Source organism: Agromyces litoreus (assembly GCF_040496015.1).
GTDB classification, from domain to species: Bacteria; Actinomycetota; Actinomycetes; order Actinomycetales; family Microbacteriaceae; genus Agromyces; species Agromyces litoreus.
Genome location: NZ_JBEPKA010000010.1, coordinates 46,965 through 65,457, shown reverse-complemented (window position 1 = coordinate 65,457; position 18,493 = coordinate 46,965). Strand labels below are relative to the sequence as shown.

Annotated in this window: 17 protein-coding genes; 9 read left to right on the top strand and 8 right to left on the bottom strand. The window is 69.0% G+C overall.

Annotation, left to right across the window (positions count from 1 at the left end; translation table 11 throughout):
- Nucleotides 1-354: 354 nt before the first annotated feature.
- The gene (locus ABME01_RS09305) at nucleotides 355-1,359 is read right to left on the bottom strand and encodes a pentapeptide repeat-containing protein (RefSeq protein ID WP_353828120.1); all 1,005 of its coding nucleotides are present in this window, start codon (nucleotides 1,357-1,359) and stop codon (nucleotides 355-357) included.
- 426 nt (nucleotides 1,360-1,785) lie between these two features.
- On the opposite strand from ABME01_RS09305, the gene ABME01_RS09300 reads away from it, so the two are divergent.
- A complete protein-coding gene (locus ABME01_RS09300) occupies nucleotides 1,786-2,589 on the top strand; it encodes a hypothetical protein (protein WP_353828119.1) in 804 nt (267 codons plus the stop codon).
- On the top strand, nucleotides 2,586-3,452 hold the full coding sequence (locus tag ABME01_RS09295; RefSeq protein WP_353828118.1) for a DNA-processing protein DprA: 867 nt from the start codon (nucleotides 2,586-2,588) through the stop codon (nucleotides 3,450-3,452). The genes ABME01_RS09300 and ABME01_RS09295 overlap by 4 nt, the downstream gene beginning before the upstream one ends.
- A gap of 128 nt (nucleotides 3,453-3,580) precedes the next feature.
- On the opposite strand, the gene ABME01_RS09290 is transcribed toward ABME01_RS09295, so the two are convergent.
- Together ABME01_RS09290 and ABME01_RS09285 are read right to left on the bottom strand one after the other, a co-directional pair.
- The gene (locus tag ABME01_RS09290; protein WP_353828117.1) at nucleotides 3,581-4,324 is read right to left on the bottom strand and encodes a hypothetical protein; all 744 of its coding nucleotides are present in this window, start codon (nucleotides 4,322-4,324) and stop codon (nucleotides 3,581-3,583) included.
- On the bottom strand, nucleotides 4,305-5,990 hold the full coding sequence (locus tag ABME01_RS09285; RefSeq protein WP_353828116.1) for an N-6 DNA methylase: 1,686 nt from the start codon (nucleotides 5,988-5,990) through the stop codon (nucleotides 4,305-4,307). The genes ABME01_RS09290 and ABME01_RS09285 overlap by 20 nt, the downstream gene beginning before the upstream one ends.
- A 235-nt stretch (nucleotides 5,991-6,225) precedes the next feature.
- Between ABME01_RS09285 and ABME01_RS09280 the strand changes: the two genes are divergently transcribed.
- From ABME01_RS09280 to ABME01_RS09270, 3 genes are all read left to right on the top strand, one after another.
- The gene (locus ABME01_RS09280) at nucleotides 6,226-8,847 is read left to right on the top strand and encodes an ATP-dependent Clp protease ATP-binding subunit (RefSeq protein WP_353828115.1); all 2,622 of its coding nucleotides are present in this window, start codon (nucleotides 6,226-6,228) and stop codon (nucleotides 8,845-8,847) included.
- A gap of 245 nt (nucleotides 8,848-9,092) precedes the next feature.
- A complete protein-coding gene (locus ABME01_RS09275) occupies nucleotides 9,093-9,725 on the top strand; it encodes a VOC family protein (RefSeq protein ID WP_353828114.1) in 633 nt (210 codons plus the stop codon).
- A 279-nt stretch (nucleotides 9,726-10,004) separates the two neighbouring features.
- A complete protein-coding gene (locus ABME01_RS09270; protein ID WP_353828113.1) occupies nucleotides 10,005-10,970 on the top strand; it encodes a hypothetical protein in 966 nt (321 codons plus the stop codon).
- Between the two features lie 157 nt (nucleotides 10,971-11,127).
- Here ABME01_RS09270 and ABME01_RS09265 read toward each other — a convergent pair whose 3' ends face one another.
- Nucleotides 11,128-11,838: a class I SAM-dependent methyltransferase gene (locus tag ABME01_RS09265; RefSeq protein WP_353828112.1), complete on the bottom strand. Its 711-nt coding sequence runs from the start codon at nucleotides 11,836-11,838 to the stop codon at nucleotides 11,128-11,130.
- 155 nt (nucleotides 11,839-11,993) lie between these two features.
- Entirely contained in the window at nucleotides 11,994-12,248 is a 255-nt protein-coding gene (locus tag ABME01_RS09260; protein ID WP_353828111.1) for a DUF4190 domain-containing protein, read from the bottom strand.
- Nucleotides 12,249-12,462: 214 nt separating this feature from the next.
- Here ABME01_RS09260 and ABME01_RS09255 point away from each other — a divergent pair, with 214 nt between their 5' ends.
- The 4 genes from ABME01_RS09255 to ABME01_RS09240 all read left to right on the top strand — a co-directional run bounded on the left by ABME01_RS09255 (nucleotide 12,463) and on the right by ABME01_RS09240 (nucleotide 16,237).
- On the top strand, nucleotides 12,463-13,191 hold the full coding sequence (locus tag ABME01_RS09255) for a hypothetical protein (RefSeq protein ID WP_353828110.1): 729 nt from the start codon (nucleotides 12,463-12,465) through the stop codon (nucleotides 13,189-13,191).
- 220 nt (nucleotides 13,192-13,411) lie between these two features.
- Nucleotides 13,412-14,323, top strand: coding sequence for a DNA-formamidopyrimidine glycosylase family protein (locus ABME01_RS09250; RefSeq protein WP_353828109.1), 912 nt, complete (start codon nucleotides 13,412-13,414; stop codon nucleotides 14,321-14,323).
- A gap of 81 nt (nucleotides 14,324-14,404) precedes the next feature.
- Complete coding sequence (locus ABME01_RS09245) at nucleotides 14,405-14,812, top strand: hypothetical protein (protein WP_353828108.1); 408 nt, start codon at nucleotides 14,405-14,407, stop codon at nucleotides 14,810-14,812.
- Nucleotides 14,813-14,896: 84 nt separating this feature from the next.
- Nucleotides 14,897-16,237: a serine hydrolase domain-containing protein gene (locus tag ABME01_RS09240; protein WP_353828107.1), complete on the top strand. Its 1,341-nt coding sequence runs from the start codon at nucleotides 14,897-14,899 to the stop codon at nucleotides 16,235-16,237.
- A gap of 9 nt (nucleotides 16,238-16,246) precedes the next feature.
- Here the strand turns inward: ABME01_RS09240 and ABME01_RS09235 are convergent, their stop codons facing one another.
- Genes ABME01_RS09235 through ABME01_RS09225 form a run of 3 tightly spaced genes read right to left on the bottom strand, consistent with a single transcriptional unit; the run spans nucleotide 16,247 to nucleotide 18,488 of the window.
- Complete coding sequence (locus ABME01_RS09235) at nucleotides 16,247-16,642, bottom strand: nuclear transport factor 2 family protein (protein ID WP_353828106.1); 396 nt, start codon at nucleotides 16,640-16,642, stop codon at nucleotides 16,247-16,249.
- A gap of 56 nt (nucleotides 16,643-16,698) precedes the next feature.
- Complete coding sequence (locus tag ABME01_RS09230; protein WP_353828105.1) at nucleotides 16,699-17,361, bottom strand: response regulator; 663 nt, start codon at nucleotides 17,359-17,361, stop codon at nucleotides 16,699-16,701.
- Complete coding sequence (locus ABME01_RS09225; protein ID WP_353828104.1) at nucleotides 17,358-18,488, bottom strand: histidine kinase; 1,131 nt, start codon at nucleotides 18,486-18,488, stop codon at nucleotides 17,358-17,360. The genes ABME01_RS09230 and ABME01_RS09225 overlap by 4 nt, the downstream gene beginning before the upstream one ends.
- Between the last annotated feature and the right edge of the window lie 5 nt (nucleotides 18,489-18,493).

The following is an 18,493-nucleotide window of genomic DNA, read 5'->3' as shown; positions in this document are numbered from 1 at the left end:
AAGTCCCCTCGGCGCGGCTCGCCCCACCCACCCCGGCTCCGCCACTAACCAACGAACATCATCGACAAGCCGCGCCGTGTGGAACCCGTCGGCGGAGGGGGTGGTGCACCTGCACCGCGAGCGGCATGAGCGTGCGCCCGCGTAGCGTTCGACGTACCGGCCGATGGTGACGATAGGCAGCCGGTGCCAGGTTGCCGTCGTCGATCTGCAGGGGCTTCGTGGCGTGTTCGGCTTCGACTGTTGCACACAGACTCATGTAGCAGGCCATCAATGCGAGAGTGAGCTCGATGTCCAGTCGAGGCGTTACCTCGGCGCACGGCCATGCTTGCATAGGTGGTCGGGTAGAGACTTAGATCAGCGCCGATGAGTTCGACCTAGGTTCGCGTTCTCTGCCTTTTCGAGATTCGTGGCTTGGTTGAGGTTCTTGGCATCCGCGAGGTTTACCAGTGTTAGGTCAGCACCATCGAAGTCGGCACTCGCGATATTCGCTGCCGTCACGTCACTCTGGAGAAGCCTCGCACCGCGTAGTGAAGTTCGCGCGAGATTGGCATTCGCAAAGTTCGCGCGTAACAGTCTTGATTGTGTGAGCACAGCTTCAGCCAGATTTGCACCGGTGAAATTTGCATCCGCTAGGTCTGCACCGATGAGGTCGCATTTCCGAAGCATCGCATCAGAGAAGTTCGCGCCCGAGGCCTCGACTCCTGCAAGGGAGGACCCACTTAGGTCGACTCCTTCGAGATTGCAGCCCGTTAGGCGAGCGTCTCGTAGGAAGGAGCCGGCGAGGCGAGCACCGCGAAGATCTGCGTTCGATAGATCCAATCCGGCGACGCGAGCACGCTGGAGCACTGATAGTGCGGCGGCAACATCGGTGGGAAACTCGGTTCGACTTCGTTTGCGGCGCGAGTGAACGCGAATGAACGCGCAAAGCACCTCCCAGACGATCTCACCATCAGGTTCAGAGTCGCGGGCGAGTCGCTCCAGCGCGTAGATGCCGCCGAGCCGAACATCGAGGCTGGTGTCCCCTATTTGCGCCACAGCCGCTGTGTAGCGATTCGTTCGATTTTCATCGCGAAGGAGTGCATGCTCGGTTTCGCTAAGTCTCTGCCGACGATGCGTGTAGATAACGCCGATGACGGCGATGATGCCTCCGAGCATCCAAAGCACGGACCGCCGCTCGTCTGATACACGAACGGCCCATTCGTCGCCGGACGGGACTTCCTTGCTGCCGGCGAATGCGCCCGCGGCAAGCCAAGTCGGAAGGACAGCCACCGCCAAGGCCACTGCAAGGACAGCTGCGATGCCGACTAGGACCCACGTCGCCCACTTGTGTGGCGATTCATTGCGAACGTCGTACGCCATGATGGGACCGTATACTCCGAGGCTCAACTCGAGATCGAGATCTGGCCGTGTGGGCCCAATCGAAGTGGATCTGAGGTCCGCGTCGGCGCGTTCGTGACCGCGGTGCGAGGCCCGCTGGTCGATGTGCTGCCGCCGCTGCGGGCGGAGCTGCGGATGCCGATGCGCGGGAGTGTTGGGCGGACTGCTGCGGCAAGGTTGCGAGCTCGCTTGCCGGCCTCGCATCAACCGGGCGGCATCTCGCGCCTAGCCAGCGCAGATGGTCTGAGTGAAACCCTGATCCGGGACTCGACGATATGTCGACGACACATCGTCAGGTTGCCCAGAGGCAGGGTTCGGTACGTCTGCTCACTACCGGTACGCAATCGGACCTTTGTTGGGCATCAGGTTGTCTGTGGCCCGCGATATGGTTCGAGTGAGGGGGTGCCGATGCCGATTATCAGCTTTAGCTTGCCGATGTGGGACGGTCGAGGCGACAGGCTTGCCAACTACGAGATCTCGACGTTCCGGAATCGGCCGGCTCTGTTCGTAAGTTGCCCACCCTGGATCGCATCGCAGATCGACGCAATGTTGGGGGCGGATTGTGAGCGATGCGAGTTACCACGATCGTTCGCCGATGAATTCACCGACGGCTGGCTGTTCGATGTTGAGATCCCCGACGGTCTTGAGGACGCACTGGAGATGCTCTCTACGGTGCTGAGCATTCCTGCTCCGGATCACGTCGATGTCGCCATCACCCTCGACCTGTACAACAGGCCCGACGATGACGGAGACCTTCAGCGGACCACGCCGGGATATTGGATCTGGACGACGAAACACGCAACCGAACCGACGTGGAGCAACTCCCGCAACTCGCGGCGTCTCATGATCGCAGCGCTGGTCAGGGTCATCATCGAGCACCCTCTGTTGGCGAACGCCACGGCAATCGTCACCGCCCCCGGGCACGAAGCGGATGGGAACAGCTTTGCCGAAGTTCTCGCGAGGGAGGTGGCTTCGAGGGTCGGGATCCCGTTCGTCGAGACTACCTCGCCTGGCCCCAGGCCCCCGCAGAAGGAGTCTCCTCAGGACCTCACGAACGAGTTTACTGTTCAGGGCGAGTTGTCGGGGGATGTCATTGTCTTGGACGACGTGTACCACACTGGAGGCAGCGCGTCAGGCGCAGCGGCGGCGGCAAGGCGGGCGGGCGCCGAGCGTGTGTTTTCTCTAACTGTGGCAAGGACGATCAGGTGGTGACGTTGCAAGCACTTGACGGGCTCGAGCGTGCGCTTGGCGCTTTCGCGTCGCTTCGGACGCCAAGCCGGATCACCTCGGCCCTGCGAGCGGGTGAACCCGCTGCCCTCGACGAGGCATTCGCCTCACTGTCGGACTCAACCCGCTACGAGGTAGAGCGCAAGGCCCAAGAGTTACGTCAACAAGGCATCGGCGTCGTCATCTTCGGTGACCCCGATTTCCCGGAGAGCCTTGTGAGCCAAGGTCGCCCACTTATGCCGATCGTGTTCTTCAAGGGCAACAAGTCTCTGCTCTACGCGGACGGCGTGGGTATTTGCGGTTCCAGGAACGTCAGCGCACGAGGCCTCGAAGCCGCAGACAAGTGCGGAGTCACCGTGAGCAGAAAGGGCCTTACGGTCGTGTCCGGCTACGCGAAGGGAGTGGACACCGCCACGCACCTTGCTGCGCTTCGCAATGGCGGAAATACCGTCATCGTGCTCGCGGAAGGCTTTGATCACTTCCGCGTGAAGCGAGCGTTCGCCGCGGATTTTGACTCCGAACGTACTTTGGTGCTATCGCAGTTCGCGCCAAGTCAAACCTGGCAAGCCCACGCAGCGATGGCTCGGAATGCAATCATCTATGGACTTTCGAAGGCCCTGCTAGTAATTGAGGCCGGTGAGCGAGGCGGGACACTTGCTGCTGGTCAGGGCGCTCTGAAGCTTGGTCGCACCGTGCTGGTGGTCGACTTTGGCGAACTAACGCCGGTAGGCAACAAGCTCCTGCTGAGCGAAGGCGCAGTCCCTATTGGGACCACCGGCAGCCTAATCGATGCTCTTGACTCGACACCGCGGAATCCGCAATCGATCGAGCCGCCCGCACTCTTCTAACCGCTTCGACGCCCAGTTCTCTCCGCGCACTTGCAGAGATGTAGAGCGCTCCTTGGGTGGTTGACGGGTCCCACCGCGCGATTGTCGACCGCCAGTGGCCGGGCTCCCCTGTGCCACCGAGAACGCGCCTATAGCTTCTTGATTCGCCCGTTCGCAGCGTCGTAGAGATCGAAGTTACGGTCGCCGACAATCGAGATCGCTTCGGCAAGCGCAACATCGAGATCAACTTCAACATTCGCGTCATTAACCTCGTACGCACGAAAAGTCGGCGGGCTGGCATTTACGTCGAGCAAGATCATTAGAAAACGTTCGAATTGTTCTTCTCGGCCGGTGGGCTCGGTTCTGCGCGTAAACAGACGAAGCCGAGGAAATGCGTTCTCAAACGTGCTATTTCGACGCGCTGTTCCGTCGCTCTCGGCACCGATGTCGAGAATGAAGAACGCTACGAGTACGGCATACGGGAATCGCCGATGGAGCGTTACCGCTTCTACTAGCATGTCACCACGCCGGTTAGTAAGATTCTTCTGAAAGTTTCCCGACTTGCCATCCTTGAACATGATCGATTTGACGGAGACCGCAAATAGCAGTCCGCTCTCCGGCGTGGCCCATGTCACATCGACCTTCTTAGCGCCGATTCCCCCAGCAATCCGCCGTTCCGAGCCGGACTTGCGTGAACCACCCGGTGTGGAAACTTGAGGGAACGTGTCGGACATTCCTAGATCGCGAAGCTCGGCCGCGAGTGCAAGCGCAACCTCGTCGGAGAGCTGCTGATTGTAGTTCTTCTTCTTCGGCGCACTTGCACTGTCTGGGGGCTTGGGCCCTGCGGCGGCGACAGCGGCCTCAAGCCGCCTCTTAAGCCTGGACGCGGGCACTGGCGCTCCTTGCGTTTCGTCGTGTGGCGAGTCGTACGTACTCGGTCTGTAGCATGCGCACCTGTTCACGCCTGACGCCGATGGCATCCTCGAGGAGCACGCGATCGACTAGGTGGACCGCCTCGAGGAGTCGTCCGGCACGCAGATTGGCCGCTACGCGCGAACGAATCGCCTGCAGTGCCGGTGCTGCAGACACAACCGCTTCGGGCGAAGGGACCGGCAACACGTCGGCTTCGCGAGGCTCAAGCTTGAGGATACCGCCTCCGTATGCCCGTCCGACTGCCTCGGCGCCGACCATTGTCATCGAGTTCAAGGATGCGATCGGGAGCAACCTCTGTCCAAGATCGACCAGTCCGGGCCGGAGATACACGCCGTGAACGCTATTCAAGTGATGCGCATTGGCGCTATTGGTAGTGATACGAGGCGTATCTGCATTCATGTAGGTCAGGATAAGGTGCGCGGGTCGCACAAGAGGCACGCGCCACCATGGTGAGCGAACTCGACACTTATAGGCTTCATGCACGCCAGTCGCCTCGCCGAGTTCGATGTAATGTTGCGCGGCCTTGCTTACGTCTCCCGTGGGGCGGAAGAGTCTAGTGGCTAGGCCGCTATTCCCGAGCTCTCGAAGCGCATGATCAGAGAGAGACAGTCCGCGAAGGTGTGATGAGCCTGGTGGGCTTAGCCTGATGAGTTCTCGATGCGTAAGCCCAAGTTCTTTCGCGCGGCTGGGGGACATGGCGAAGAATCGGTTTGCTCCAGTTACCATTCCGAGGGTCGTGTCGCCCCACTCTTGAAGCTGGTTGAAACGGTGATCGCTGAGAAGGGCGTCGTATACCGAGAGTGCGTCGGGCAAGAGCAGGGACGGCGTCCACTTGTCCTCTGCACGTTTCGGTGACCATTTTGTAGCCGTGGCGAGGTTACTCAAGTCCGCGGCGTTGTGGACTTGATGAATCACCGCGTGATCAGTCGGGCCGTCTTCGTATCCTTCTGCGAGCACGAGCACGACTTCTTCTTGAGCATCCAGAAACACTCGTTCGGTGAACATGACAAGCGTCACCGTCTCGAAACGGTCGAAGAGGAATCTTCTCACTTCGGCCGCATAGTTGACACTCAGAAGCTCGGCAGGGACGACCAGTCCCAAGCGGCCACCTCGCTTGAGGAATAGCGCTGAATGAATGGTGAAGGCAGCCCAACTGCTCGCCAATCCGCTCATTGGGACGCCTGCGCGGAGCGCAGCCTCCTGCGAACGCAAGCGTGCGAGTCCGCTGAAGTCTTGGTAGCGGATGTATGGCGGATTTCCCACGACGGCTGAGTAGCGCGGTTCAGGCGGCAATGTGAAGAAGTCTGCGACAGTGATCGATGGATCGCCCCCATTCTCGCGAACCACGCGTTCGGCCTTGCGAGCGCTTTCGGCGTGTATCTCAACGCCGTCGACCTTCGGCGGGCGAAGGTCATTGGTGGAACCCTGCGCAGCCAGCGAAGCGAGGCGGCGGACTGCGTGTTCGAGGAAAGCGGCTTCGCCACAGGAGGGCTCAAGCACCGCGTCATCGTCGCCTCGGACCGCCCAGTCGACGATGAACTGGGCGACGGATGAGGGCGTGAAGAACGCACCGCGCGCTTTGCGTGCCTCGGTCGTGTCGGTCGCAACGGTCAGATTGGGAGGCACGAGTCCAGTGTGCCAGTGACGACCGACGCGCCACGACGGCGGGCCGGTTCTGCGTCGCATAGCTCAGCAGTATTCGTTTGAATCTGTAGTTGAGCCCGCCCTGAGGGTCACCGATGCAAACGAGCCGGTCGACAACCGATGGCCGAGCCACATCGTCGTGATGGCACGGGAATAGGTGCTGTTCGCATGCGTTGAACTTGAGCGTACCCAACTCAAGTTCCCCAGGAGGACCTAGGTGCCAGACGACTTCAACGAGGCCGGCTCGAGCTCGTTCGACGAGTTCCTGAGCCGCTACCTCGCGGGTGAGCAGGCCAGGCAGGCGCGGTCGATCGACCTCAGCCGGTTCCTGACCTCGCGCACCCAGAGCATCCTGCAGCGTGCCGGACGCTTCGCGCTCGAGCGCGGACAGACCGAGCTCGACGCGCTGCACATCCTGCGCGTCATCGTCGAGGACGAGTCCGTCGCGCAGGCGATCACCCGCGTCGGCGCGTCGCCGGAGCGCATCATCACGGCGACCGAGGCGCGGCTGCCCGCGGCATCCGTCACCGCCGACGCGAACGCGGCGACCATCACCCCGTCGGCCAGCCGCGCGCTGTTCCACGCGTACCAGGTCGCACGCTCGAGCGGGTCGACGTACATCGACCCCGAGCACCTCTTCTTCGCGCTCGTGCTCGGGCAGGACGCCCCCGCCGGGCAGGTGCTCGCGCGCGCCGGCGTGACCGCCGAGGCGCTCGCGGCCGGGCTGGGGGAGCACGTGGCATCCGACCCGACAGCCGGCCCCGAGATGGGCGGCATGCGCGAGCAGTCGGATGCCGCGGCATCCGCCACGCCCATGCTCGACAAGTTCGGCCTCGACCTCACCGAGCGCGCCGCGAACGGCGAGCTCGACCCCGTGATCGGGCGCACCGACGAGATCGAGCAGACCATCGAGATCCTCAGCCGCCGCACGAAGAACAACCCCGTGCTGATCGGCGAGGCCGGCGTCGGCAAGACCGCGATCGTCGAGGGCCTCGCCCGCGCGATCGTCGAGGAGAACGTGCCCGAGGCGCTGCTCGGCAAGCGCGTCGTCGCGCTCGACCTGCCCGCCATGCTCGCCGGCACCCGCTACCGCGGCGACTTCGAGGAGCGCCTCACCAAGACGATGGAGGAGATCGCCGAGCACAAGGGCGAGCTCATCGTCTTCGTCGACGAGGTGCACTCGGTCGTCGGCGCCGGCGGCGCCGGTGAGGGCATGGACGCGGGCAACATCCTGAAGCCACGCCTCGCCCGCGGCGAGCTGCACCTCGTGGGCGCGACCACGCTCAAGGAGTACCGCACCATCGAGAAGGACCCCGCGCTCGAGCGCCGGTTCCAGCCGGTGAAGGTCGGCGAGCCCTCGATCGAGGACGCCGTGCTCATCATGCAGGGCCTCCGCCCCGCGTACGAGGAGCACCACGGCGTCACCTACACCGACGACGCGCTGCGCGCCGCCGTCGAGCTCTCCGCGCGGTACCTCACCGACCGCGTGCTGCCCGACAAGGCCATCGACCTCATCGACCAGGCCGGTGCGCGCCTGCGCCTGAAGCTGGGCGTGAAGGTGGATGTCTCGGGGCTCATCGCCCGCCTCGCCGACCTGGAGGCCGACAAGAACGCGGCCGTCCGCGCCGAGCACTACGAGGAGGCGTCGCGCATCCGCGACGAGATCGAGAAGGTGCAGGAGCGGCTCGACGAGGCGACGGAGAAGGCGGCCGCGCAGGGTCGTGCCGTGGCATCCGCTGCGTCTTCGGCGGATGGCGCGGCCGCGACCTCGACCGTCATCGACGAGGCGCAGATCGCCGCCGTGATCTCGCGCGCCACCGGCATCCCGGTCAATCGGGTCACCGAGGGCGAGCGCGAGCGCCTCGCGAACCTCGAGGGCGAGCTGCACGCCCGGGTCATCGGGCAGGACGACGCGGTCACCGCTGTCGCCCGCTCGGTGCGGCGCAACCGCACCGGCATGGGCGACGCGAAGCGGCCGGTGGGCTCGTTCCTGTTCCTCGGGCCGACCGGCGTCGGCAAGACCGAGCTGGCGCGTGCGCTGGCGTCGTCGCTGTTCGACGACGAGGGCGCGATCATCCGCTTCGACATGAGCGAGTTCGGCGAGCGGCACACGGTGTCGCGGCTGGTCGGCGCCCCTCCCGGCTATGTCGGCTACGACGAGGCCGGGCAGCTCACGGAGCGCGTACGGCGCAACCCGTACTCGATCGTGCTGTTCGACGAGATCGAGAAGGCGCACCCCGACGTGTTCAACCTGCTGCTGCAGGTGCTCGACGACGGACGCCTGACCGACGGCCAGGGTCGCACGGTCGACTTCCGCAACACGGTGGTCATCATGACCTCGAACCTCGGTTCGGAGTTCCTCGCGTCGCGGTCGGGTGCGCTCGGCTTCGTGGCGTCGGCGGATGCTGCGGCCAACGGCTTCTCGTCGATGGATGACGTGCGCCAGCGCGTGATGGGCAAGGTGCGCGAGGCCATGCGGCCCGAGTTCCTGAACCGCATCGACGAGATCGTGCTGTTCCAGAAGCTCTCGTCGGCGGAGATCGCTGAGATCGTGCGCCTGATGCTGGGTGCGACGTCGTCGCGGCTGGCTCCGCGCGAGATCGGCTTCGAGGTGACGGATGCCGCGGTGGCGCTCCTCGCGGAGCGCGGCTACGAGCCCGAGTACGGTGCTCGCCCGCTGCGTCGCCTGATCCAGCGCGAGATCGACGACCGCATCGCCGACCTCTTCGTCACCGGCGCCCTCGGCGACGGCGAGGCGGTGCGGGTGGATGCCGCCGACGGCGAGTTCGTCGTGGCATCCGTGCCGAACGCGACGGTCGATCTGGCCCCCGCGGCCTGAGCCGGCGACCGGCTCCCGTCTGGACGGTTGTTGCGGGTGCGGCGTCGCCGACACCCGCGACAACCGTCGTCACACGCGGGCGGGCCGCTGTTCGGACGGAACTGGTCGTGCGGCATCCGATCGCGGCGACGAAACGCGTCCGATCGGCCGCGCGCGGACCCGGCATCCCATGTGGGTGCCGGGCCGGCGCGCATCGGTCAGGAATCGAGAAGCCGCCGACGGCCGCCGTGCGTAGCGTCGACGGCATGGACACCGAGACGAAGACCATCACCACCATCGACGCGATCACGCTCGAGGGCGCCGACCCCGAAGGTGCCGCGCGGTTCATCCGTGAGGCGTTCGACCTCGACGGGCGGGTGCGCACCGCAGGCACGGATGCCTCGAGCGACGGATTCCGCGGGTACACCCTGTCGCTCGTCGCACCGCAGCCCGGCAATGTCACCGCGCTCTTCGACGCGGCGGTCGCCGCTGGCGCCGACATCCTGAAGCCGCTCACGAAGTCACTCTGGGGTTTCGGCGGGACCGTCCAGGCGCCGGATGGCGCGATCTGGAACCTCGCCACGTCGAACAAGAAGGACTCGGCGCCCGCGAGCCGCGCGTTCGACCACCTCGTGCTCCTGCTCGGGGTCGACGACGTCTCGGCCAGCAAGCGGTTCTACGTCGAGCGCGGCCTGACGGTGGGCAAGAGCGTCGGGGGCTATGTCGACTTCGAGATCCCGGGCAGCCCGATCGGACTCGGCCTGTACAAGCGGCGTGCGCTGGCGAAGTCGGCCGGGGTCTCCGCCGACGGCACCGGGTCGCACCGGATCCGGGTCGCCGGCGACGCCGGCTCGTTCGTCGATCCGGACGGCTTCGAATGGGAGACCGCGTCGGCCTGACCGCGGATCGCGTGACCGCCTGACCGCGCGACCGCTTGACCGCTTGATCGCCTGATCGCCTGATCGCCTGACCGCGTGACCGCCTGACCGCCTGACGGCCTGAGCGGCGGCGGGTGGTCGCCGAGCAGCGCGCGGCCGGTCCCCTGCGCCGCCGGACGCACTGCGGCGGAGCCGTGGAGCAGTCCGGAGAATCGATTCCGTTCCGTGATCCCGCCGGGCGATCCGCGTCACTACGGTGGGGGAGCGGCGACCCCCGATATGCCGCGGATGGAGCCCTGCATGCGCCTCGACGCCGCCCGATCCTGGCTGTGGCGCCGGCCGCTCGCCATCGCGGCCCTGCTGGCGGTTTCCGTCGTGTCCGCCGCGGGCGCGATCGGCGTGCGGGCCGCCGGCCTCGAGGCCGAGGCTCGGGCCGAGGTCGGCATCGAGCGCGAGCGGCTCCTGGTCGAGATCGATGCCGCGAACGCTCGAGTCGAGACCGATCGCGTGATGGCCGTCGATGCCGACCGATGCGCCCGCGACGGCGCGAGCTCGCTGCAGCCCGCGGTCGCCGAGCCCGGTCGGTTCGCGGCGTCGACGGTCACGATGGGGACGGCCGCCATCGTGCGAGCGGGATCGGCAGCGGAGCCCGCGCAGTCGGTCGTCGAGATCGTCGAGATGGTGCAGTACTCGGACGCTCCCGGGCCCACGCTGCCCGAGCTCGTCGACGAGCTCCACCTGCTCGGCGAACTCCGCGCGTCGGCCGTCGCGGACTCGTCGCGGATGCGCCTCACCGCGATCGAGCGGCACGCGGCGTGCGACTCGGCGACGCGCGCCGCCGCGGCCGTGGTGGCCGACGTCGATGCGCGGACCGAGCGCGTTCTCGCGGCCGCGACGAAGGCGTCATCCGATGCCCTCTCGGAGCTCCGTTCGGCACGCGCGGCGGTGCTCGGCGAGGCGGACGAGGATGCCGGTCTCGCCGCGCTTCCGCGCTGGCTGCTCGCGGCATCCGGAGCCGAGGCGTCGCACGCGGAGGCGGTCGCGGCCGAGAAGGCGGCCGAGGAGGCGGCGAGGAAGGCAGCCGAAGCGGCCGCGGCGCGGCCCCCCGCTGCACCGGGGGTGCTCTCGCGGGAGATACCGATCCCCGAGGGCTGCACGCTCATCTCGGTGGATCCGGTCACGGGCGCGAAGCTGATGAACTGCCCGCCCATCGACCGCGACACGCTGCAGTACGAACCGACCTCGCCGGACTGGGTGCACCCGTAGCGCGCCGCGCCGCGCCGGCGTGCGTGATGCGGCCGAAGTACCGAAGTACCGAAGTACCGAAGTACCGAAGTACCGAAGTACCGAAGTACCGGCGCATCGGCGCGGAGATGGCATCCGCGCGCGCGAAGGAACGTCGCGGTATCGAGCAGCGCGGCGCTCAGCGCGCGCGACGCGCCAGCAGCGTGGAGTCGTGCACCTCCATCGGCTCGCCGTCGCGGACCATCGTGCGGGGGCGCTGCTCGACGACGATCACCTCGAAGCCGGGCGGCAGGCCGGGCAGCAGGTCGGCGGCGAGGAACATCGCGTCGCGGTGGCTCTCGGAGAGCCGAGTAAACGCGGCGGAGGGCGCGTGACCGACGATGAGCAGGTGCCCGCCCGGGGCGACGGCGCCGGCGAGGCGGCCCACAACGTCGACCATGCCATGGTCCGGCGGATGCAGGAAGTGCGTGGTCACGAGGTCGAAGAACCGGCCGCCGTCGGCGAAGGTGCGGGCGTCCACCTGCCACCAGTCGGTGCGGTCGGCGACGCCCGCCGCCTCGGCGTGCGCGGCGGCGCGGGCGAGGCCGTTGGCGGAGAAGTCGGCGCCCGTGACGCGCCATCCGCGCTGCGCCAGCCAGATCACGTCGCCGCCCTCGCCGCAGCCGACGTCGAGTGCCGTGCCCGGCTCGAGGGCGGATGCCTCGGCGACGAGCTGCGCGTTCGCGTTCCCGCTCCACCGGGACTCCTCGCCCGAGTACGCCTCGTCCCACGCGGACGGCTCGAACATCTCGGCGGCGTCCGATTCGCTGTGCGCGTGCGCGTGCGAGTGGGAATGCGAGTGGGAATGCGCGTGCTCCGGCGCGTGATCCCGGTCGTCCCGTCCGGTCATGCGGCATCCCCTCGGTCCCCACCAGCGTAGGTCCGGGGCCGCTTCGCCGGGGTCCGCGTAGCGCATCGGCGATCGCGACGGCGAGGGCCGGGAACGCGATCGGACCGAGGCACGAACGCGGGCGCGGCAACCTCGCGCCGGCGCTGCCGCCGAGGTCAGCTGTTGGAGATCGCGAGGCCGCCGAAGATCAGCAGCAGCGCCATGATGAGGCCGCCGATCGCCACGCCGATCCAGCCCAGGATGACGGCGGCGAGGGCGAGCCCCCGGCCCTGCTCGCCGGTCTTCTTGATCTGCGCGAGCGCGATGTAGCCGAAGATCAGGCCGAGGATGACGGTGAACCAGACGGTGACGAAGGCGACGATCGCCCAGACGTTCCAGCGGTCGGTCTGCGGCGTTGCGGGAGCGGTCATGGCGCGAGGCTAGCGTCGAAGCCCGGTCGACGGCACGGGCCCAACGGCCTGTCGTGCGAGCGCAGGCGGCTCGAGCCCACGGATCCGAGGATTCGTCGGATCTGTATTCGATGGCGTAACGTACCCCCGTCTGGTAGGCAAGGGCGTGTATCGCGCCCGCATTCCGGGCACGGTGTCATGGAAGACATCGCGACCGAGTAGTGAGGAGCACTCCATGCGAGCACGTGCACGATCCGCAGCCCTGGCTGCGCTGGCCGCCTCCGCGGGCCTGACGCTGGCCCTGACGACGGCGGTGGCCCCGGCATCCGCGGCCAAGCCCGTCCGGGGCGGGGGGACGACGACCGTCGCAGCATCCGGCTGCGCCTCCCTCGACGGCACCAAGGTCACCGCGAAGACCGTGAGCAAGACCATCTCGCTCGCGGCGGGCGACAAGATCGGCGTCACCGTCTCGCCGGCGCGCTCGGGCGACCTCATCATCCTCAGCGGTTCGGCGGGCACGTCCATCTTCTTCGAGGAGGCCTCGGCGACGACGGGGATGACGTTCACCGCGCCGTACTCGACCACCTACGGCCTCGGCTGGTCGCTCGACACCTCGGGCACCGTGCCGAGCGACCTGACCTGGTCGTTCACCTGCACCGGCTCCGGCGGCTCCGGTGGCAGCGCCACGACCTCCGATGCCGACCGTGACGGCGTCGCCGACAGCGCCGACGCGTGCGCGTCGACGAGCCTGCCCGACAGCGTCTCGCGCCCGGCCGCCGGCAAGTACTACGCGAACTCGAGCGGCCGCTTCGTCGACGGCGCCGGGACGTCGTCGGGCTACACCGTCGTGGACACCGCGGGCTGCTCGGCGACCCAGATCGCGAAGGCCCTGCGCCTGAGCAAAAAGGACTCGCGCTCGGGCATCAGCCTCTCGACGCTCACCAACTGGGTCAACACGCACTGACCTCGCTCGAACGGCCCGGCGACGTGCGTCGCCGGGCCGTTCGCATGCCCGGGCACGCCGGCCCCCGCCGGCCCCACGCGCGGCGCATCGGACGGAATGCGTCGGCCGTGATCGCCGCCGGGCGACGCATCTCGTCCGCACGGACGCAGGGCGGCGGAGGAGGGCGCAGGCCGTCCACCGGATCGGGCCGGCGACGCCCGGTCTGTGCGAGGCTGGCCGCATGCCGGAATCGCCGGAGGTGCAGGCCCTCGTCGAGGACCTCGACGCGCGGCTCACGGGGCGCGCGATCGCGGAGGTCGACGTGCTCGAGTTCCGCGTGACCAAGACCCGAACGCGCCCGCTCAGCACGCTCGTCGGCGAACGCGTCACCGGCGTCGCGCGGCACGGCAAGCTCGTCGACGTCGAGTTCGACGGCTCCGAGCACCTCGTCGTGTCGCTCGGCCGTCACGGCTGGGCGCGCTGGCGCGACGCCGAGGCGAGCGGTGGTGACGCGGATGGCGCGACCCGCGCCACGACGGCCGAGGCGGAGGCGGAGGCGGGCGCCGAGGCGGAGGCCGAGCCGCCGCCGCCCGCGCTCGCGGTGCTCGAGTTCGATGCGGGCCCGGCGCTCGAGCTGACCGACGCGGGCGGCTGGGTCTCGCTCGCCTGCTGGGTCGTCGACGAGGCCGACGAGGTGCCCGCGATCGCGAAGCTCGCGAGCGATCCGGCCGACCCGGGCTTCGCCCGCGCCGACTTCGAGGGCGTGGTGCGCGGCCGCCGCAAGCAGGTCAAGGCGATCCTGCAGGACCAGGAGTCGTTCGCCGGCATCGGCAACGCGTACTCCGACGAGATCCTGCACGCGGCGAAGGTCTCGCCGGTCGTGCACGGCGCCGGGCTCGGCGACGACGACCTCGAGCGACTGTACGAGGCGACGCTCGGCGTCATCCGCGACGCGATCGACGCGCGTCGCGGCATCCCGATCGACGAGCTCAAGGCCGCGAAGGTCGCGGCGATGCGGGTGCACGGACGAGCCGGCGAGGCGTGCCCGCGATGCGGCGACACCGTCCTCGACTTCTCCTTCGCGAGCACGACCGCGCAGTACTGCCCCACCTGCCAGACCGGCGGCGAGGTGCTCCCGATCAAGGAGGCCTGACCGCGCGATCGGAGCGCGGCGTCGAGGGACCGCCGCTCCGCCCGCCCGCCCGCCCGCCCGCCCGCGTGGGAGGATCGCCCCATGCCGCCTGCACCGCCCGTCGTCGTCGTCGTGGACGTCGCGAACGTCATGGGCTCGCGCCCCGACGGCTGGTGGCGCGACCGGGCCGGGGCGGCGACGCGACTGCTCGCGCTCATGCCGGACCTGGTCGGACGCGCCGTGCACGATGCCGACGGCGGCGAGTCCACGATCGAGCGGCTCGTCGCCGTGCTCGAGGGCCAGGCGAAGGCCGCGTCGGCGCCGGGTGGGATCGAGGTCGTGCGCGCCCCCGCCGACGGCGACGCCGCCATCGTCGAGACGGCGGCCGCGCTCGCCTCGGCGGGCGAGCGGGTCCTCGTCGTCACCGCGGACCGGGGACTGCGCGCCCGCCTCCCGGACGGCGTCGCGACGACCGGCCAGCGCTGGTTCAACGAGCTGGTCGGTCGCTGACCCCGCGGCGCGTCGTCCGCCCGGCCGTGCGTCCCGCAGGCCCGGTTCCGGACAGGACACTCCGGACTGTTACGATCCTTGCTCGTGCGTCTCCTCCGCCGGGCGATCAGCGTCGTCGCCGTCCTCGCCGTCATGCTCATCGCGGCCTTCGCCGGTGCCTACCGGTGGCAGCAGCCCATCCTCTACACCGGCACCGGGTACGCGGCGCACAACGCGTGCGCGGTCACCGAGGTCACCGGGCGCGACGACCCCGCGAGCGACCTCCCCTCGAACCCCCTCGTGCCCTACCTGCAGGTCTCCGGCTCGGGCGATCCGACGACGGCCACCCTCGTCGGCGGGCTCGCGCGCCAGCGCGCCTGGTACACCGACGGGTTCGGCTGCGCGCTCGCCGAGGAGCGCCCCGAGCTCGGCGAGGCGACGCCGATCGACGCCGACGGCAACCCGTTCACCGACGCGCCCGCGCCGGTCGCCGATCCGGCCATCGACGCGGCGATCGCCCGGGCGTTCGGCGACGAGCTGCCGGAGGCCGACCGCGACGCCCTCGGCACGCGCGCCGTCGTCGTCGTCAAGCACGGCGAGCTCGTCGGGGAGCGCTACGCCGACGGCTTCGACGCCACGACCCCGCAGCTCGGATGGTCGATGACCAAGAGCGTCGCCAACCTCATCACGGGCGTGCTCGTGAAGGCCGACGTCGTCTCGCTCGACGACGACCACCTCGTGCCCGAGTGGACCGACGAGCGGGCCGACATCACCGTCGAGCAGCTGCTGCGCCAGACCAGCGGGCTCGAATGGGACGAGACCTACGACCTCGGCACGCCCATCACGCGCATGCTCTACCTCGAGCCCGACATGGGGGAGTACGTCGCGAGCCTCCCGCTCGCGCACGAGCCGGGCACCGTCGAGCAGTACTCCAGCGGCAACACGACGCTGCTGTGCGACGTGCTCGCCGAGCGCACGACCCTGGGCGCCGACCTGCCGCGGCGCGTGCTGCTCGGGCCGCTCGGCATGTCCTCCGCGGTCATGGAAGCGGATGCCGCCGGCACGCCGGTCTGCTCGTCGTACCTGTGGGCGACGCCCCGCGATTGGGCCGTGATCGGCCAGTTCGCCCTGCAGGGCGGCGAGTGGCGCGGCGTGCGGCTGCTGCCGGACGACTGGATGGCGCAGAGCCTCGCGCCGACCGGGGTCACCGAGACCGACGACCCCGGCAACGGCATGAGCTGGCGCTCGAACGTCATGCCCGACGGGTCGCTGCGCTGGCCCGAACTGCCCGAGGACACGTTCTACGCGAGCGGGCACGACGGGCAGAAGGTCATCGTCGTGCCGTCGGAGCAGCTCGTCGTCGTGCGCATGGGCTTCACCCCCGAGGCCGATCACACGCCGTCCGAGGTGCGGCTCGTCGACGAGGTGATCGACGCGCTCGGCTGACGCGGCGCGCTAGGAGAGCGCGTCCGCGTGGCGGTGGACGACCCGCCACGCGCCCTCCTCGCGGCGATACACCTGCGTCGAGCGCAGCGTGAACGTGCGCGGCGTGCCGTCGACGGAGGCCGAGATGCGCTCGTAGCCGACCGTGTAGGCCATCGAGCCGACGACGTCGAACGAGATGAGGTCGAGCGCGTACGCGGTGCAGTCCGAGAAGGTGCCCGCGAGCACCTCGAACGCCTCGACCAGCTCCATCCGGTTCGTCGCGTTGCGGAACGCGCCCAGCACGCTGAGGGGTTCGTCGTGCGCCCAGATCGCCTTTCGCGGCCGGTCGTCGCCGTCGAACTGCGCTCGCTCCGCCGGCACGAGCTCGGTGTGCACCCAGTCCAGGAATTCCTCACGTCCGCTCATGGGTTCAGGATGCTCCGGTCAGGCGTCGACCACAATCGTCCGGGCCGCGCCGCGGCTCAGCGGCGCCGTCCGGGCCGCCCGCCGCGCTCGTGCGCCCAGATCGCCAGCTCAACCCGGTTCCGTGCCCCGATCTTCATGAGCAGGCTCGCGACGTGCGTCTTCACGGTGCTCAGCGAGACGAACAGCTCGCGGGCGATCTCGTCGTTGCCGAGCCCCCGGGCGACGAGCGCGAGCACCTCCTCCTCGCGCTCGGTGAGCGGAGTCGACGGGGGCACGGGCGGCTCGGGCGCCGTCCCCGCGAACGCCTCGATCAGCCGCACGGTCACGTTCGGGTCGATGAGCGCGTCGCCGCGCGCCGCGGCGTGCACGGCCTCCGCGAGCAGGGCGGGCCCGGCGTTCTTCAGCAGGAACCCGCGGGCCCCGGCCCGCAGCGCCCCGTACACGTACTCGTCGAGGTCGAACGTCGTGATCACGACGACCGGGATCGGGTCGGCCACGTCGGGCCCGGCGAGCCGGCGGGTCGCCTCGAGGCCGTCGGTGCCCGGCATCCGGATGTCGACCAGGCACACGTCGGGCCGGAGCTCGCGCGCCGTCCGGATGGCCTCGGCGCCGTCCACGGCCTCGCCGATCACCTCGATGTCCGGCTGCGCGTCGAGGATCATCCGGAGCCCCGCCCGTACGAGGTCCTGGTCGTCGGCGATCAGCACGCGCACGCTCACGGCGACCATCCGGCCCTCGGGAGCGTCGCGCTCACGGCCCACCCGCCCTCGCTCGCCGGCCCCGCCTCGCACGTGCCGCCGAAGTTCGCCGCGCGTTCGCGCATGCCGGTCAGCCCGTAGCCCGGCGACGGCGAGCCGGCCGGCTCGCCGTCGTCGCGCACGTCGATGCGGACCCCGGCTGCGTCCACCCGCAGGAGCACGTCGATCGCGGTCGCACCCCGTGCGTGCCGACGGGCGTTCGTCACGCCCTCCTGCGCGATGCGGTACGCCGCCGACGCCACCGCGGGAGGCAGCTCCCCGGCCTCGCCGTCGATCCGCACCTCGACGGGAACCCCCGACGCGTCCGCGCGACCGAGGCGCCGGAGGTCGGCGACGCCCGGCGTCGGCGAGAGCTCCGCCTCATCGTCGCGCCGCAGCACCCGCACGATCGCCCGCATCTCGTCGAGCGTGCGCGATGCCTCGCCCTCGATCACCCGCAGCGCCGCGATCGCGGCCGCCGGGTCGGTCGGCGCGATCGCGGTGCCGGCCTGCGCCTGCACCGCGATCGCGGAGACGTGGTGCGCGACCGTGTCGTGCAGGTCGCGGGCGAGGTGCTCGCGCTCGAGCAGCCGGATCCGCTCCAGCTCGCGCGCCCGTTCGCCCGCCCGCCACCGGAACGCGAGTCCCAGGCTGAGGGTCGTGCCCACGACCGCGAGCGCGCCGATCACGTCGCCCACGGGCGGCGACTCCAGGAACCCGGGCACGAGCCCGCCGACGATCACCAGTGCCGCACCGCCGAGCATCGCCCGCCCGGTACCCCATCGCATGACCGCGTAGACGAGGATCAGGTTGTACGCCGTCGCGACGAAGTCCGCCTCGCCGCCGAACGCGAGGCTGCCCGCCCAGCCGACCCCGAACGCGATCGCGAGCATCGTGAACGGCCGGGTGCGCCGCCACAGCAGCGTCGGCACCAGGGCGACGAGCACCGCCGCCCACGCCCAGCGCCATGGGAGGTCGGTCCGGAGCAGCGCCTCGAGGACGATGAGCGGCGGGAGCGCCGCGACCAGCACCCAGTCGCGCCAGACCCGCAGCGGAGGCGGCGGGACGGCGGCGGGCGCATCCCAGAGCGCCCGGACCGGGCTCGACATGCCAC